This is a genomic window from Oceanospirillum maris DSM 6286 (assembly GCF_000422865.1).
Lineage (GTDB): Bacteria > Pseudomonadota > Gammaproteobacteria > Pseudomonadales > Halomonadaceae > Oceanospirillum > Oceanospirillum maris.
The window spans coordinates 120,127-137,383 of sequence record NZ_AUGW01000012.1 but is presented as its reverse complement, the minus strand read 5'-3'; the positions used below and the strand labels follow the sequence as shown (position 1 = coordinate 137,383).

Annotated in this window: 14 protein-coding genes; 10 read left to right on the top strand and 4 right to left on the bottom strand. The window is 45.5% G+C overall.

Going from position 1 to position 17,257, the window contains the following annotated elements:
- Positions 1-7 precede the first annotated feature (7 nt).
- Both G517_RS0105365 and G517_RS0105355 read left to right on the top strand, forming a co-directional pair.
- The gene (locus G517_RS0105365; RefSeq protein ID WP_051206099.1) at positions 8-2,659 is read left to right on the top strand and encodes a TRAP transporter permease; all 2,652 of its coding nucleotides are present in this window, start codon (positions 8-10) and stop codon (positions 2,657-2,659) included.
- 166 nt (positions 2,660-2,825) lie between these two features.
- On the top strand, positions 2,826-3,275 hold the full coding sequence (locus G517_RS0105355; protein ID WP_028303561.1) for a universal stress protein: 450 nt from the start codon (positions 2,826-2,828) through the stop codon (positions 3,273-3,275).
- Between the two features lie 29 nt (positions 3,276-3,304).
- Here G517_RS0105355 and G517_RS19980 read toward each other — a convergent pair whose 3' ends face one another.
- Together G517_RS19980 and G517_RS0105345 are read right to left on the bottom strand one after the other, a co-directional pair.
- Entirely contained in the window at positions 3,305-4,381 is a 1,077-nt protein-coding gene (locus tag G517_RS19980; protein ID WP_051206097.1) for a response regulator, read from the bottom strand.
- A 126-nt stretch (positions 4,382-4,507) separates the two neighbouring features.
- Positions 4,508-7,102 carry an AraC family transcriptional regulator gene (locus G517_RS0105345; protein WP_028303560.1) on the bottom strand — a complete coding sequence of 865 codons (2,595 nt, stop codon included), beginning with the start codon at positions 7,100-7,102 and terminating at the stop codon, positions 4,508-4,510.
- 136 nt (positions 7,103-7,238) lie between these two features.
- On the opposite strand from G517_RS0105345, the gene G517_RS17880 reads away from it, so the two are divergent.
- The gene (locus G517_RS17880; RefSeq protein WP_245543197.1) at positions 7,239-7,952 is read left to right on the top strand and encodes a substrate-binding periplasmic protein; all 714 of its coding nucleotides are present in this window, start codon (positions 7,239-7,241) and stop codon (positions 7,950-7,952) included.
- A 23-nt stretch (positions 7,953-7,975) separates the two neighbouring features.
- On the opposite strand, the gene G517_RS0105335 is transcribed toward G517_RS17880, so the two are convergent.
- Positions 7,976-9,406: an aminotransferase-like domain-containing protein gene (locus G517_RS0105335; RefSeq protein WP_028303559.1), complete on the bottom strand. Its 1,431-nt coding sequence runs from the start codon at positions 9,404-9,406 to the stop codon at positions 7,976-7,978.
- 154 nt (positions 9,407-9,560) lie between these two features.
- Here G517_RS0105335 and ccoG point away from each other — a divergent pair, with 154 nt between their 5' ends.
- Complete coding sequence (ccoG, locus tag G517_RS0105330) at positions 9,561-10,997, top strand: cytochrome c oxidase accessory protein CcoG (RefSeq protein WP_028303558.1); 1,437 nt, start codon at positions 9,561-9,563, stop codon at positions 10,995-10,997.
- 98 nt (positions 10,998-11,095) lie between these two features.
- Here the strand turns inward: ccoG and G517_RS0105325 are convergent, their stop codons facing one another.
- A complete protein-coding gene (locus G517_RS0105325; protein WP_036590464.1) occupies positions 11,096-11,803 on the bottom strand; it encodes a UTRA domain-containing protein in 708 nt (235 codons plus the stop codon).
- Positions 11,804-11,990: 187 nt separating this feature from the next.
- On the opposite strand from G517_RS0105325, the gene G517_RS0105320 reads away from it, so the two are divergent.
- The 6 genes from G517_RS0105320 to G517_RS0105295 are packed head-to-tail and all read left to right on the top strand — an operon-like array spanning position 11,991 to position 17,217.
- Positions 11,991-13,049 (top strand): ABC transporter substrate-binding protein, encoded by a 1,059-nt coding sequence (locus tag G517_RS0105320; RefSeq protein ID WP_028303556.1) that lies wholly within the window; start codon positions 11,991-11,993, stop codon positions 13,047-13,049.
- A gap of 10 nt (positions 13,050-13,059) precedes the next feature.
- On the top strand, positions 13,060-13,863 hold the full coding sequence (locus G517_RS0105315; protein ID WP_028303555.1) for an alkaline phosphatase family protein: 804 nt from the start codon (positions 13,060-13,062) through the stop codon (positions 13,861-13,863).
- Between the two features lie 56 nt (positions 13,864-13,919).
- Positions 13,920-14,756, top strand: coding sequence for an ABC transporter permease (locus G517_RS0105310; RefSeq protein WP_051206093.1), 837 nt, complete (start codon positions 13,920-13,922; stop codon positions 14,754-14,756).
- Positions 14,743-15,531, top strand: a complete 789-nt coding sequence (locus G517_RS0105305) for an ABC transporter permease (protein ID WP_028303553.1) — start codon at positions 14,743-14,745, stop codon at positions 15,529-15,531. The genes G517_RS0105310 and G517_RS0105305 overlap by 14 nt, the downstream gene beginning before the upstream one ends.
- Complete coding sequence (locus tag G517_RS0105300) at positions 15,528-16,547, top strand: ABC transporter ATP-binding protein (protein ID WP_028303552.1); 1,020 nt, start codon at positions 15,528-15,530, stop codon at positions 16,545-16,547. The genes G517_RS0105305 and G517_RS0105300 overlap by 4 nt, the downstream gene beginning before the upstream one ends.
- Before the next feature lies 1 nt (position 16,548).
- Entirely contained in the window at positions 16,549-17,217 is a 669-nt protein-coding gene (locus G517_RS0105295; RefSeq protein WP_028303551.1) for an HAD family hydrolase, read from the top strand.
- Positions 17,218-17,257 lie beyond the last annotated feature (40 nt).

Here is a 17,257-nt window from a genome sequence, read left to right as displayed (position 1 = left end):
AGCTGATATGACACGTCACCACAGCAGTGCGGATGACACTCCAGTTACCGTGGACGAAAAAGAGCTACAGGATATGGTATCGGCTAACGATACCGGCGCTCGTATTCCTGGTGGTTGGCAGGGAAAGCTTTTATTGACTGTTGCATTAATATGGTCACTATTTCAATTATGGATCGCCTCACCATTACCGTTTTATGATTGGCCATTAATAGGCAGTTTTGGCATCTTTAATGATACAGAAGTTCGGGCTTTGCATTTAGGTTTTGCAATATTTCTAGCCTTTACCGCTTATCCTGCGCTGGCCCATTCGCCCCGCGATAGAATTCCTACGCTTGATTTTGTTCTATCTTTATTGGCAGCGTTAGGCGCGTCTTACCTGTTCCTTTTCTATGAACAACTGGCTTCACGCCCTGGTCTGCCGAATACTCAAGATATTGTGGCATCGGTTGTTGGGCTTGTGCTGTTACTTGAAGCAACGCGACGTACCTTAGGGCCGCCATTGATGATTGTGGCGATGGTGTTTTTGGTTTACTCCCTTGGGGGAGCGTATATGCCAGAGATCATTGCTCATAAAGGGGTCGATCTAGAACAGTTATTGAACCATCAATGGCTGACGACCGAAGGGGTTTTTGGTATTGCCCTTGGGGTCTCTTCAAGTTTTGTCTTTTTGTTTGTGCTGTTTGGCGCTCTACTGGATAAGGCCGGTGCCGGTAACTACTTTATTCAGGTGGCTTTCTCACTATTGGGCCATATGCGTGGCGGCCCAGCAAAAGCAGCCGTGGTATCGTCAGGTTTAACGGGCTTGATCTCAGGATCATCAATTGCCAATGTTGTTACCACGGGTACTTTTACGATTCCGATGATGAAACGCGTGGGTTTCTCATCTGAAAAAGCCGGTGCGGTAGAAGTGGCTTCATCTGTTAATGGGCAGATTATGCCTCCTGTGATGGGTGCAGCGGCCTTTTTGATGGTGGAATATGTCGGTATCTCCTATGTACAGGTGATTACGCACGCTTTTCTACCCGCATTAATTTCCTATATTGCTTTGATCTATATCGTACACTTAGAAGCCTTAAAGCAAGATATGAAAGGCCTGCCTCGTCAAGGGGTTGTTAAGCCTTGGCACTTGCGTTTAATTGGGCTGCTTAGCGGTTTCTTAGTCACTTGTGCTATCGCCGGTGGGGTTTATTACGGTATTGGATGGATCAAGCCTGCCTTTGGTGCCTATGCCGGTATTGTGATTAGCATCTTACTGATGGCTGCGTATGCTGCTCTGGTGCGATTAGCGGCAATGGGGCCTGACCTAAAACTGGATGATCCTAACGAACCCATGCTGGCGCTACCGGAAGTGGGCGCTACGGTTAAATCAGGTTTGCACTTTTTACTACCGGTTGTCGTTCTGGTTTGGTGTTTAATGGTTGAACGCTTGTCCCCTGGGCTATCTGCTTTTTGGGCAACGGTATTAATGATCTTTATCTTGTTAACCCAGCGTCCTCTAATGGCCTTTTTCCGCAAGGAAGATCTATTTGATGGGCCGATTCGCCAGGGTTTTAACGAGCTGATTGATGGTTTAATCACCGGCGCACGGAACATGATTGGCATCGGTATTGCTACGGCAACGGCGGGTATTATCGTGGGTGCGGTATCACAAACCGGTGTGGGGTCTGTGTTAGCGGATTTGGTTGAGGTGCTCTCAATGGGTAACCTGTTACTGATGTTGCTATTAACGGCGATCCTAAGCTTGATCCTAGGTATGGGACTGCCAACGACGGCTAACTATATTGTGGTGTCCTCGTTGTTAGCACCTGTTGTGATCTCTTTAGGGCAAGAAGCGGGCTTAATCGTACCTTTAATTGCGGTTCACCTGTTTGTGTTCTATTTCGGGATTATGGCGGATGTGACGCCACCGGTTGGCTTAGCCTCTTTTGCTGCGGCAGCGGTTTCAGGTGGTGATCCGATTCGCACCGGCTTTGTTGCTTTTTCCTATAGCTTAAGAACCGCAGCGCTGCCTTTCCTCTTTATCTTTAACACCGATCTTTTGTTGATCGATGTGACATGGGTCGAGGGGATACAAGTCTTTATTGTGGCAACGATTGCGATGTTGGTATTTACAGCCGCCACTCAAGGCTACTTCTTTAGCCGTAATCGCTGGTATGAAACAATATTGCTGCTATTGATCGCTTTCTCACTGTTCCGCCCAGGTTTCTGGATGGATCGTATTGTTGAGCCTTATCAGATGGTAGAGCCTTCTTCGGTTGTTTCAACCATGGATCAGGTTGAGGCTGGTACTGAGCTACGATTCTGGATTGATGGCTTTGATGGCGTTGGTAATGCGCGCTCATTTGTTACCCATCTAGCTCTTGCTGAAGGCGCTACTGGAGTCGATCGTTTAGCGAATACAGGGATCGAGTTTCTTAACGATGATAATCGTTTAGTGGTTGATTTTGTCGGCTTTGATAGTGCCGCAGAAAAAGCAGGATTAGCCTTTGATCAGGTCGTGACAGGGGTTCAGGTACCCCAAGCACAGCCTCCGCATCAATTGATCTTTATTCCTGCACTGGCATTATTAATTGTGATTCGCGGATTGCAGCTAAGACGCCGCAAAAAAGAAGAAGAGCATAAATCTAAAGAAGATGGTCAAAAAGCAGTAGCCGGATAGGTTTACTCTTTTAAATTTATCTTTAGGTCTATCTTTAAGCCCATATGAGTAGGTGCGCCTTTGGCGTGCCTATTCTTGTATAGGTTCCTTCTTTGATCGTTCAGGGTTATCTTTAGGGCGATCATTTTTTTAGGATAATCATCCATAGGGGAAAGGGGACAAGCTGATGTTTAATAAAGTATTAGTACCGATTGATCTAGGTGAGTCGGATTTTAGCCAGCAGGCACTTAAGCTGGCCATACGTGAAGTCGTTGATAATCACGCTGAACTGCATTTGATTACAGTTGTTGCCGGTTATGGCAATCCTATCGTAGCGGGGTATTTTAGTGAGGATGATCACCACGACGCGGTAAAAAAAGTTGCGGCTCAGCTTAAACAGTTTGCCCATGACAACGTTTTAGCCAATGAGAACGTACCTGCGGATGCTAAGGTTGTGCTTAAGGTATATGAAGGCTCGCCTGCAGAAAATATTCTGCACCATATTAAGCATGAAGGGATAGACCTTGTTTTGCTAGCAGCCCATCACCGATCACGCTTGGATGAATTCTTGCTAGGATCTGTGTCATCAAGAGTTGCCGAACGGGCTCGCTGCTCGGTTATGCTGTTAAAAAGTTAGACTAAGAACTCACTGGCTGGTTAAGTGATTTAATCAGCCAGTTGTATTTGGCAACAGATCACACCGCCTTCATCAATTTCTATAAAACGGCCCTGCAATTGTTGTGTTAGCTGATGCAGCTTCTGTCGTAAATGCTGTGCCCACGGGGAGCGATCAAGTACTGGTTGTCCGCTACTTTGCTCAATATGCAGTTGCAGTTGTTGAGGGCTATCGCCATGCTGCAGCGTGATCTTAATATCTTCCCCTTTAGCCTGTAATAGTGCCAACTCTATGCCCGTCATCAGCAATGTTTTGACTAAGGCTTGGTCGATCATCAGGATATCAGATAGCTCTGGCGCTAAACGGTAATCAAGCAACCAGCCTTCCTGCCGGCTTAATGGTAAAAAAACGTCTAAGATATCATTCATCAAACGACTGGCCACCACCGGGCTAGGCTTATGCTTTGTTTGAGTTTCTAAGTCTACGGGCAGAGGCTCTAATGCCAGTAGCCGAATACTGTTGCTTAATCTGGCGTGGTAGGCCTGAATATCCTGTACTAAGCTGGTTGCGACAGGGTTTAAGTCTAGCTGGCAGAGACGCTGGCCTTGCTTTAAGGCCGAATTAAGCTGTTGTTTCAGCCTCGGTACTGCTGCGGCCAATAATGCAGGTTCTGGGCTTGGTTCCACCGGTGAGGGTTTTGCTTGCTGACGAGCCTGCTGAATATCCCGATAAGAGCGCAAAGCCACAATAACCGAAGTCAGTAATCTGGAGGCAGATAGTTCTGCTTTGCTCAAATAATCATTAATATCATAACGAATAATAACCTGAGCTTCCGGCGCATAACCAGGATGCCCTGTGCGTAAAATAATGCGCACATCGGTATTATGTAAATGATGACGAATATGTTCGACCAGATGCAGCCCTGCATTTTCAGACTCCATCACCACATCCAAAAGAATCAAGGATATGTCGGGGTGCTGTTGTAATTTCTCCTGAGCTTCTAGGCTACTCATCGCGCTAATTAATTCGATGGGGCGCTGCTCAAACATGTAATCACGGAAGATCATCCGAGTGATGCCGTGAATACCTTCTTCATCATCAACAACCAGTATTTTCCAAGGCGTCATAGATTTTTTTATCGCTTAACTTATGAAGTGGTAGAGGGGCAATATTGTGCCAGTAAACTTTATTGTCAGGCTACTATTAAACCAAACCAAACCAATTTATAGCCAGGAGGGGATGGATTATGAGGTTTATTGTTCTAGCTGAGCCACTTTAGCACTCGCTCCCCATGATTGATAAAGCTGTTTAGCTTCCTGCTGGCAAAAAATGGCTAGGCTATCTTGCTGCACTTGGTTGAGGTAATTACTGTATCGCTCATAGGCCAAGGCTCTGTGGTGTATAAAAGGGCTGACGTTAAAGGTTTTAAGGGCTTTCTCGTAGTAATGATGAGTAGGCGGCTCTTGGTGTTCCTGTTGAAATTCTAGCCTACTTTTTTCAGCTTGCAACAGTTGTAACTGTCCTGAGAAGTTCTCTGGGCAGTGCTGTGCCCATAAGGCAAAGCGTGCTTCTATTTGCTCAATCATTCGCTGTCGTCTAGGGCTATTTTGTAGCGCTTGTTGCGATAATATTAAGCGCATCATGCCGATATAAAAAAGTGTTTCACTAATGATAAAGTAACCTGGAAGCTCGCTTTCAAGCCGTGCCTGCCAATGGAGCAGTTCTGGCCATAATGCTTGATGATTAAGTAAAAAAGCAGCTCGTATAATCGCTGTCCCCCGCCATGCATCTTGGTAAAGACAAGAGGATGGCAAAGGCACTTTACCTTGTAAATACAGTGCAAGCTGCATACCGCTTGCTTTTAATTGCTCGGCTTGCAAAGGGTATTGAGGACTTATCTGTTGGTATTCTTTTTCACAGCGTTGGGCGATATCCGTTAATGATTGCCCACCGGCAAGAGTGTTAAGTTGATAACACAGTAGGCGTTGCTGGTGATTGAGTAGGCAGTCACTCGTCTTGTTGAATGCTTCGGCGGTTTGCTGAAGTTTTTCTATCACCTTGGCGATGGGTTCTAGCCAATGCTGTACTTGACTGCAGTGACGCAAGTGGCTGCTTAATTGTTGTTTGACCTGGTCTTTCTCTTTCTCTTTCTCGTGATCTTGGCCTGCGGGATATAAGTCTTTATTCTGCTGTAAGCCGAGATTTAACATGATGGCCGATAATGCATAATCGGCGAAAAACCAGTTAGCAACCCATGCATAGCCTATATAGGCATACTGGGCGTGATCATGGTGTCTATCTGGTGGGGTATTTACCTTTGATCGTAGGTCTCGCTTTAGGCTTATTAGTGTCATCTGGCTAATGGCGCAGGCGGATAAAAGTGGTTTGGCATCCCGCTGGGCTAGCAAGCTAATACGTTCTAGTGCAGCAAGCTGGTTTTCATATTCAAACGGGTTTTTATACTCAAGTTTAGGCAACACTAAGACGCTATCGTCCTTGTTTGGTAATAATATTTCATTGTCAGGTTGTAACGATAATAGGGCGAGAATCTTTTCCAGTAACTGAAAGAGATAGAACCGCTGATCTTGATCTTTTCTGGGTAAAGTATCATCTAGCTTTTCAAGCAGTAACTCGATTTTAAACTGATCAGCCTGAGATTCGATCTCTTTAGATGAAGTGCTAGCCTCCAAAAGAGGTGTATCTAGAATAGGGGGTTGTGTTGAGACGGCCTCGATTGATGATACGGTTGCATGGCGCTGTTCGCGGTAGCGGCTAGGGGCCATCCCCATCCAGCGTTTAAAGGCTTTCTGAAAGGCAGATTGATTGGAGAACCCTAATTGAAAGGCGACTTCACCAAAGCTTAGTGCTCCTTTGTCGATAAGCTGCAAACATAGTGCTTTACGGCTTTGATCATAAAGGCTTTGAAAGTTAGTATTTAGCTCACCCAGTTTGCGCTGTAAGGTCCGTAAGCTTAAGCCGAGCTGCTGGGCGATATCTTCCCGTTTTATCGCTTCGTTTTGGTTCAACAGTTGCAGGCGAATTAAAGAGCGTACTTGAGCAGCAAGGGCTGTTTTTTGATGACGCTTACTGAGTACGCCATCGGCAAACTCTTTATGGAGCTGGTGCATCTCCCTATTGGCATCAGTACAGGGTTGATCCAGATAGACTGTCGGTAACTGAATACTGTATCTATCGGCATTAAAAAATACTTCTGCGGCAAAAAGTTGCTGATAAGATGCGGCGTGTTCAGGCTCTGAAAATGCCAGTTGTACTCGGTTGACAGGGATTTGGCTTCCTGTCAGCCAGCGGGGCCAGTTGATCAAGCAGGCAATAAAAAACTCAATAACATTTCTAGGCTCATTGTGGGTATTTAGCACCAGTTCAGAGGTTTCCTGCCCTCGTTCCAGTGTAAAGTTGATGCCTTCATAAAGAATGGACAGATAGTCTTCCAAGACATGTAGGGCTTGGCCTAGGGTTTCAGCGGTAGAGATCAGAAAACCGGTTGAGCCGAGCATTCTAGGTTGTGTCGCTTCGGCTAATCGTAAACAAATATGAGGGTTGCCGCTGGCGCGAGTCAGTTGTGACAAGACTGTGCTGAAGTTTGCCGTAGGAAAGCGGGCATCGGGGTGGCTAAAATCCGTGTGAGTTAGCCCTGCCACGGCTAAAATATCTTTTTGAAGATTGGCTTTATTGTCTAGGCCTTTATCTTGGCCATTCGCTTTATTTTGCCCAAAAACGGTTGATGGCTCGCTGGATGAGGTGTAATGACCAGCCAGTTGTAGTATGGGTTCTAGGAGCTTGCTAGATGCTGTCGCTGTTGGCATAAAATAAGTGATAATGCGCTGCAAAAGTGATCGTTGATATTATGAGTAAGGATAATACAGGGTTTTGAAGAATAATGCCTACGGGGCCAAATGGATTATATTGTGCTTGGTTATAGTGTGGTTGCTTCTGGGGTTTACTCTGTCCGTTAATGGGGCGGATTTGGATAAGACCTCTGCAATTAAGCCTATGAATGATACTCCTCGCTTGCGGGTTGGTATGCCATTGCCAGGTGCTGTCCCTTTTTTCTGGCAAGATACTGATGGCCATTTTCGGGGGATCTATGCTGATATTTTAAGGATGATCGCTCAACGTCTAGAAGTAACCTTGGAGTTTATACCTTTGACTCAAGCGCGGTTAATTCGTCAGTTTGAGATTGGTCAACTTGACCTTGAAGTTGGGGTTGTGGAAGAGTCAAAGCAAAATGCGCCGCATTCCACATTGTCGAGTTTGTCACTGTTTACCCAGTCATTTTGGGTGGTTAACAATGTTATTATCTATCGACCCGAGCTGTCATTTCCTATTTTTATTCTGCCGGATCTAAAAGGTAAAACGGTTGCGGCAGTGCGCGGCAGGCCCGTACCTGAGCATCTTGTACGAGAGGATTTCACCAATCAATGGCAGATTGCTCAGCGTGTTCACCGTGGATGGAATGAAATTGGACTGATGACGGAGTCCGTGGCACTGTATTATCAGCGTCGTCATCAATTAAATTATAAAATATCACTACCCTATGCCAGTGATCCTGTCTCTTTTCGTTTGCATCGTAATCAAGCCCATCGATTAGCTGACTTTAATCGTGTGATCTCTGAGCTTGAGCAGGAAGGGTTGCTCGATAAATTGGTTTGTCTCTATTTATGCGGCAAAAGCCGTTAAAGCGGGTTATACGATAAAAGCCGTTAAAGCTGGGCCAATTGTTTTAATGCTTTAATCCGTGCGGGAGTCCAGTTATGGGCAAAACTCAGTCGCAAACAGTTATGGTATTGTCCTGAGACGGAGAATAGTGCCCCCGGTGTAATCACAATGCCTTGGGATAGAGCCTTACGGTAGACGGACAAACTGTTGTAATCCTCTTCTAGCTCTAACCAAAGCGCCAAGCCTCCATTGGGCTGACTAAACCGGATATGTGGCGGCCAATCATGGCGTAAAAACTGTAGGAGCTGGTCTCTGCGTTGCCTTAGGTCGAGTTTATAACGCCGTATATGGGCCATATACCCCCCTTCTTGCATAAAATCCGCGACGCCTTGTTGTAAATAGCGGCTACTGGCAAGCTGCGTGACCAATTTGATACGTTGAATTTTGCTCTGCCATCGACCGCCAGCAATCCAGCCTAAGCGCAAATCCCGAGAAAGGCTTTTAGAAAAAGAGCTGCACAATATCACGCGCTGATTTTGATCCAACGCTTTTAAAGGCTCCGGTGCTTGGCTAAAACTGGTATCGGCATAGATATCATCTTCGATAATGGCTAAATCATAGTGTTCGGCTAAGTTGAGTAATGTTCGCCGTGCGGTATCCGATAGACAAGCGCCGGTCGGCGTTGAAAATGCTGGAGAGACCACGCAAGCACGAATCGGCCATTGCTCTAATGCCTCAGCCAAGGCGACCATATCCATGCCTTCGGTAACAGAGCTAGGAATCTCAACAACCTGCAGCTCTAATTGATCCAGTAGTTGCAGCATACCGTAGAAGCAGGGGGATTCCACGGCCACCACATCGCCTTTCTTACAGGTTGCCATTAGCCCTAAAAAAAGTGCATTTTGACAACCGGAGGTGGCACAAAACTGATCTCGATGGCAGGCGTAGCCTCGGCGTTGATAATGCAAGGCGAGCTGTTCTCGAAAACCTTCATCCCCAGTCGGTGGGTCATAATATTGCGATTGTCCACTTCGTTGACGGCGCAGGGCTCGACCAATAGAGCGGTTTAAGGCTGTTAAGCCAGGGGTTTGGCTTGATGGTGCTTGATTTAACAGGTCTTGATTGGCTGGCATCTGATTGGATAGCAGATCAAAGGCTGCGCTTCGCGTCATAATGTCGGTAAAGACTTCACTAATCGTTGCCAGTGCTGGTGGGCGTACTTCTCCGCGTGTTTGGGGTATGGCTAAATCATATTGATTAGGTTTTAAAACAAAGTAACCGATCTTAGGGCGAGACTCGATTAACCCCATTGCTTCCAGCCGTTGATAGGCGTGTAGAACCGTCGCTTTGGAGACTTGTTGCAGTTGACATAGGGTTCTAATAGAGGGCAGACGCTCTCCTAATGGCCAGCGTTGCTGCTGTAATCCTTTTAGTAACCATTTCTCTAATTGCTGGTATCGGAACTCTTCGGTCATAGCCTATGCCTTTCTGTTCTCAATAGGGACTTTTGATCGTCGTTAGTTTGTCATAACGGTTAATCTGTGCCTATTATTTTTCATTTTTTTATGCCTGTCACTAACTATGGCTTAGGAGTAATCTGCGCTCAATCTAGCTTAGAGGATCTCTATCATGGCAAAAACACCCTTTATACAACTTAGCGAACCAACCAAATATCATGTGCGCTTAATTGAGGGCTATTATCAGACATTGCGTCGATTAATCAGCTGGCCGCTTATTGGCGCTTTCTTTATTTTGGCTTGGGTGCAGGTTGATGGCACGCCTTGGCTTTTTTTCTCATTTGCCGAGCGGAAGATCTTTCTATTTGGTAGCGTTGTCTCTTGGCATGACCTGCCCATTATGGCTGGCTTAATGATTGCTGGCGCGTGTTTGCTGTTCTTTATGGCTGTCGCTTGGGGACGTGTATGGTGCGGTTTTGCCTGCCCCCAAAGTATCTGGACATGGTTGTTTATACGAATAGAGCAAATAACCGAAGGCAAAGCGAATATTCGGGCAAAAAATGATCAGCTGCCCCTAACCGGCATCCGTTTATTACGCCGAATTAGCAAACATTTTCTATGGGCGGCGGCGGCCTTAATTACCGCTATAACCTTCACCGGTTATTTCACGCCTATCAGCGCACTGGTCTATGATCTTTTCACTTTAAATAGCTCTTTGGCCACGGCTGGCTGGATTATAACCATGACCGCTTTAACCTATTTAAACGCTGGCTTGGTTAGAGAGCAGATCTGTCTACATGCTTGCCCTTATTCTCGCTTTCAAGGCGTGATGTTTGATTCTGATACTCGTACCGTAAGCTATGATTTTAAGCGAGGAGAACCACGCCGGCTGCGTGGAAAAAAACTGAGTAATAGCAATCCCCATGACAGCAAATCTTATGGCAATAATACGGCACTGAAAGACAATATGATCGCAACGGATGCCATAACTGAGAACGGTAACTCTGGTGACTGCATCGACTGTACTATTTGTGTTCAAGTGTGCCCTGTTGGTATTGATATTCGTGATGGCTTACAAGCAGCGTGTATCGACTGTGGTGCTTGCATTGACGCTTGTGATGACGTGATGTTGAAAATAGGCAAGCCAAAGGGGTTGATTCGTTTTGCCTCTGAGCATCAGCTAGAAGGCCAGAAGTCCCGAAGTCTATTTAGACCTAAGCTTGCAGGGTATGCCGGTGTCGTTACAGTGGCAGCTGCAGGTGTTTTATTCGGTTTTATGAACACAACCGACCTGTTGGTTGAAGTACGCAGAGACCGACAAAACCTTTATACCAAGCTGGATCAGCATACGTTTTGTAATCAATATCGAGTGAAGGTAGAAAACTTTGATTCAAGCTTAGGCACATTGACCGTTAATGTTATAGGGCTTGAGGCGCTACAGCTACACGGCAGAACTGAGATTAACCTAAGTAATGATAACGCCACTTGGCGGGCTTATCGGGTGTGTAGTAGTCAGGCAAAACAGTCTAATAACCGGATTGAGTTTGTCTTTAACGGCAGCGGTAAAGAGATTCGTAAAACAACAACCTTTATCACCGGCGCGATTTAGATTGTTCTCGTAAACCGTTAAAAATGCAGTTAAGAGTATTCTCATAGGGGGATATGGGGAGATATGGCTGTCTAGTGATAGTCCTCCCGCCCTTTCATCTAATGCTCGTTGCTGTCAATTCTGATCATCACAGCGTCGGGCCGCCAATATTCAAACTCGCAGTCCATGAGAAGACCGTTTTGATTGTAGTTTACTCGGCATATTTTCAGAATTTGCTGCCCTTCTGCCAGATTAAGCGCCTTGGCCACATGCTCAGGGGCGGCGGTTGGAATAACATCAAAGTGAGAGTGGACGGTGTGATAGCCGTAGTGTTCTTTGTAGAGCGAGGTTAGGGATTGAGAGAGATCATGCTGCAACAGACCAGGAAAGAGTGTTGTGATTAGACAGTTTTCGACAAAGAGCACTACGCGATTATCAACGGATCGTAAACGCTGAATCCGGTGAATGGACTGTAGGCTTTTTAGCTCTAACACTTTGGCTACGTCGCTGGAGGCCAGCTCGGTTTTAATATCCAGAACTCGGGTTGAGGCTTGTCGCTGCTGCTCTGCAACCATTCGATGAAAATGACTACGGGACAGCGGGTTGTATTTAAGACGAGGTGGTGACACAAACCAGCCTCGACGTTCTTCACGGTAGATCAAGCCCTCGGTTTCTAATCCGATTAGCGCATCTTTAAGGATAATGCGGGTGGTTTGAAATAGTTCACTCAGCTCCCGCTCTGAAGGCAGTTTCTGCTGGCAGGTATATAGGCCACCGGCAATCTGTTCCTTGATGATGCCTTTAATCGTCCTAAGCTGGGTTCTCATTTGTCGCCTTCTGATCTAGTCCAAAAATTAGGAGCCAGATTCTAACAGTTTGAATTGTAATTTTGAATATACCTCTTTTTAACCGATTTTCGTGTCACAAACCGTCATTATTTTTTAATCAAACGGTCATGTTATCGCTCTAGCATTCATTTCATACAAACTGACCTAGTCCAGAAGGATGTTAGAAATGAAACGACTGCTTAAAGCGGCTACCTGCGTATTGACCACCACGGTGTCATGCGCGACATGGGCCTCTGATACAACGAATATCGATGCGCTTATTCACGCGGCACAAAAAGAAGGCGCGGTTTACAGTGTTGGTATGCCTGATAGCTGGGCAAACTGGAAAGATACTTGGCAAGATTTGAATAATAAATTTGGTATCAAGCATCAAGATACGGATATGAGTTCTGCTCAAGAGATTGCCAAGTTCCAAGCTGAGAAGAAAAATGCGACAGCAGATATTGGTGATGTAGGCTTTGCTTTTGCCCGTGTAGCCGTTCGCAAAGGGGTTACGCAGGCTTATAAGCCGTCAACATGGGATGAAGTTCCTACATGGGCAAAAGATAAGGACGGTCACTGGGCATTGGCTTACACCGGCTCTATCTCTTTTATCTCGAACAATAAATTGGTTAAAGATGCACCTAAAAGTTGGAATGATCTGCTAAAAGGTGATTATAAGGTAACTGTTGGTGATGTCGGTGTGGCTTCTCAGGCAAATAATGCGGTGTTAGCTGCCGCTTTTGCAAATGGCGGCCATGAAGGTAACTTGAAACCTGCCATCGAATTTTTTGCCAAACTGGCGAAGCAAAATCGCCTTTCGTTTAACAACCCAAGCATTGCTAACCTTGAAAAAGGTGAAGTAGAAGTTGCGATTCTTTGGGATTTTAATGCCCTTAACTACCGTGACAAGATTGACCGTAATAATTTTACCGTCTCTATCCCTCAAGATGGCTCGGTTATCTCAGGCTACACCACTATCATTAATAAGTTTGCTAAAAACCCGAACGCTGCAAAATTGGCTCGCGAGTATATTTTCAGCGACAAAGGCCAAATCAACCTTGCTAACGGTTATGCCCGACCTATTCGTAGCAACATCACTATGCCTGCATCGGTTCAAGAGAAACTATTGCCGAACGAGCAATACAAAAATGTTAAGCCGATTACCGACTTTAACGCTTGGGAAAAATCCGCTCGAAAACTACCGCGCCAGTGGCAAGAAAACGTTCTAATTCACCAGCAATAAGGCTTTAAAAATGAACAATAAGGTTATTCTTGTTGTTCTTGACGGCCTTAACTTTCACATAGCTCAAGATTGTATGGGCTATGTGAATGGGCTTGTTGAAGACAATCAAGCATCGCTCTACAAGATTCAATGCGAACTCCCTTCACTTTCTCGGCCTTTGTACGAATGTATTTTAACGGGTGTTAAGCCAGTGCAAAGCGGAATTGCCCATAATCAGGTTACGCGTCGGTCTCAATGGGAATCCATTTTTAGTTTGGCGAAGAAAAATGGCCGGACAACGGCTGCTGCGGCTTATCACTGGGTGAGTGAACTTTACAACCGAACACCTTATAACGCTGTTGAAGATCGCTTTACCCAAAATGAAGCACTGAATATTCAATATGGCCTGTTCTACCATTGGGATCATTATCCTGATGAAGCGCTTTTTTTAGATGCAGAGTATCTACGCCGTCAGTTTGATCCTGATTTTTTACTGATTCATCCGATGAATATTGATGATGCGGGTCATAAATTTGGTTTGGATTCCCGTCAATATCGTAATACAGCACGCCGTGCGGATATTGTGCTGTCTGATTATTTACCGACATGGTTGGCAGAGGGTTATCAGGTGTTAATCACTAGTGATCACGGTATGAATAACGATCACTCCCACGGCGGTACATTAGCCGAAGAGCGAGATGTGCCTTTGTTTGTGATCGGACAGCGCTTTAGCCATCAAGCTTCTTTAGTTAAACAAACAGAGATTTGCGGTACGGTTTGTGAGCTATTGGGACTTTCCCATGACAAAGCTTTTCCCCGTGAGATTTTGCGATGAACCATAACGCCCCTTCTTTACCGTTAACCACTAGTGTCCGTTACAAAAGGCGTCTTATGCCAAAGCTAAATCGATTAAAACCCATTGTGGCTGTACTGCCTTTTATTGTGTTCTTTTATCTGTTTCAGCTAACGCCATTATTTTGGGTGTTAGTCAATAGCTTTATTAGCGAGGGCGAGTGGTCTTTAGAGCATTATCAAGAGATTTTAGACTCTGCCTTTATTTTACAGGGGTTTAAGAACAGTGTTTGGTTGGCTTTTTGGTCAAGTTTATTTGGTCTGCTTATTGCGGCATGTCTGGTGTCATCGTTACGCCATCTTGATGGCAAAATACGCGATGCGGTTGTGGCCTTTACCAATATGAGTAGTAACTTCTCTGGGGTGCCGTTAGCCTTCGCCTTTATCATTATTTTGGGCACCAATGGTGCGCTGACATTACTATTAAAGCAGTACGGCATTATTGATGATTTCAATCTTTACGGTAGTCATGGCCTGCTGGCGCTTTATATCTATTTTCAGATTCCTTTAGGGGCTTTACTGCTTTACCCCGCCTTTGATGCCCTAAAAAAAGATTGGCAAGAAGCGGCAGCGTTGCTTGGTGCCTCGCAAAGACAGTATTGGCTTAAGATTGCATTACCAGTGCTTTCCCCTGCGCTACTGGGCACTTTTATTATTTTGTTTGCCAATGCCATTGGCGCTTATGCCAGCGTTTACGCTTTAACCGCGGGCAACTTTAATGTGGTGACGGTGCGTATCGCTAGTTTGGTTTCCGGTGACCTGTTTTTAGAGCCTAACTTAGCGGCGGCTATTTCTGTTGTTTTGATTGGTCTATTGGCCTTTATTACGGCGATTAATCAGTGGTTGGTGAGTAGGAGTTACCATGCAAAACGTTAATCTTATGGCTCACCGTATTACGGTTTATAGCATTATTGCCTTATTGGCTCTGCCGATTATGGCTACATTTGTTTATTCGCTCTCAAGCCACTGGGGAGCTTCGATTCTTCCCGACGGATTCACCTTTAAATGGTACGCAGAGCTATTTTCTGATAGTCGATTTATTGCCGCTTTTGGCCGCTCTCTGTTTGTGTGTGTGCTGGCCCTTGTTTTGGCAATGTTGCTAATGTTGCCGACTATCTTTGTGGTGTTTTATTACTTTCCTCAGTACGACAAGGTTATGAATATCCTTATTTTACTGCCCTTTGCAGTGCCGCCAGTGGTGTCATCCGTTGGTCTGTTGCAGTTCTATGCTGATAGCCCTTTTACCATGCTGGGTACACCTTGGATCTTGATCGGAACCTATTTCACAATCGCTTTACCCTTTATCTATCGGGCGGTTTCAAACAGCTTTATTGCGATTAATGTTAAAGACTTAGTGGATGCGGCTCATCTGCTAGGAGCATCGACACCAAAAGCGTTTCTATTTGTGATTTTACCCAATCTCAAAAAAGGGATTATGGCCTCGATGTTCTTATCCTTCTCTTTTCTTTTAGGGGAGTTTGTCTTTGCCAATATTCTGGTGGGAACCCGTTACGAGACCTTGCAGGTTTATCTGTACAACATGCGACAAACAAGCGGCCATTTTACCTCAGCCCTTGTGATGACTTACTTCGCTTTTATCTTTTTATGCACTTGGCTTGGCAGCCGTTTCAGTAAAGGAAATCTTTCATGAGTTATGTTCAGGTTAAACAGCTGTCTAAATCCTTTGGCAAACAGCGTGTATTTGATGCTATTGATTTCACCATTGATCAGGGTGAGTTTATTACTCTTTTAGGCCCCAGCGGCTGCGGAAAATCCACCTTATTACGATGTCTTGCGGGCTTAAATCCCGTGGATCAGGGGCAGATTTGGGTTGATGGTGAGAATATAACGGATCTCTCACCTCAAGAGCGGGAAATGGGGATGGTGTTTCAATCCTATGCGTTATTTCCCAATATGACCGTTGCCGAAAATATTGGCTTTGGTCTTAAAATGAAATCTACGCCTGCCGCACAGGCCCGTAGCTTAATTCAGCGTTTTGTTGAACTGGTTGAGCTTAAAGGTAAAGAAGATCGTTATCCGCATCAGCTATCAGGCGGTCAATGTCAACGGGTTGCACTAGCCCGAGCCTTGGTCATGCAGCCCCGTATTTTGCTGTTGGATGAGCCGTTATCGGCTCTTGATGCCAAAATCCGCAAAAGCCTGCGCCAGCAGATTCGTGATATTCAAACAGAGCTGAATCTGACTACGGTATTTGTTACCCATGATCAGGAAGAGGCGATGTTAATGTCTGATCGCATTTTCTTAATGCACCAAGGTGAGATTGTGCAACAGGGTTCACCTGAGAGTATCTATACCCAACCTGCCAATGAGTTTGTGGCCGGTTTTATGGGCCATTACAACCTGTTAGATAAACAAGTGGTTAAAGCACTCTTCGATCTTGATAGCCCCCATAAAGTTGCGGTTCGACCTGAGTCTATTTATGTCAAAGAAGAGGGTCGGCAGTATGAAGCACATATCTCATCACCCAAAACGGCCCATGTATTAAATCATCAGCTATTGGGCAATGTGATTCGCTATAAAGTGCAGATAGAACAGCAAGAGATGACGGTTGATCTACTTAATCGCTCCTCCGAACGTTTATTACCCGCAGGAAGTCGCCTTGAGTTGCTTTTTAACCTTAATGAAATGCAGCCGGTGAGCCCATAAAATGAAACAAGATCTCTACGTTTTTGATATGGATGACACCTTAATTCAAGGTGATTGCGCCATGATCTGGAATACCTTCTTGGTTGAAAAAGGTTTTGTTGATTCGTCAGGTTTAACTGCACAGGGCTTTCTAGAGCAAGATAAGGTGCTTATGGCACTATACAGCGAAGGAAAAATGGGAATGGAGGAGTATTTAGCCTTCTCTTTGTCACCGGTGCTCGGGCTTTCTAAGGCTCAGATACAGCGCTTGGTGGATGAATGTATCACCCAGAAGATTTTGCCAAATGCCTACCCAGAGGCGCTGGCGCTTATTCAACAGCTTAAGAACAAAGGACAGGATATGCTGGTTATTTCAGCAACCGTAAGCTTTATCGTAAAGCCTGTGGCTAAGGCACTGGGTATTGATGAGGCTCTGGGGATCGATTTGGTTGAAACGGATACTGGCTACACCTCGACGATTAGCGGGGTTGCCAGCTATCGAGAAGGTAAAGTCCAGCGTTTAAACCAGTGGCTCGATAGTGCCGCAACGGGCTATAAGCAGATACATTTTTACACCGACTCCATCAACGACCTACCCCTGTGTTTACACGCGGATCAGATCTATTTGGTAAACCCCTGCTCTAGGTTACTGGCCAAAGCGAAACCAGAGTGGCAGGTGTATCGGTGGTAGTATTCTATTCAAGAGCTAGGGAGGCGGCTTTACAGTTCTC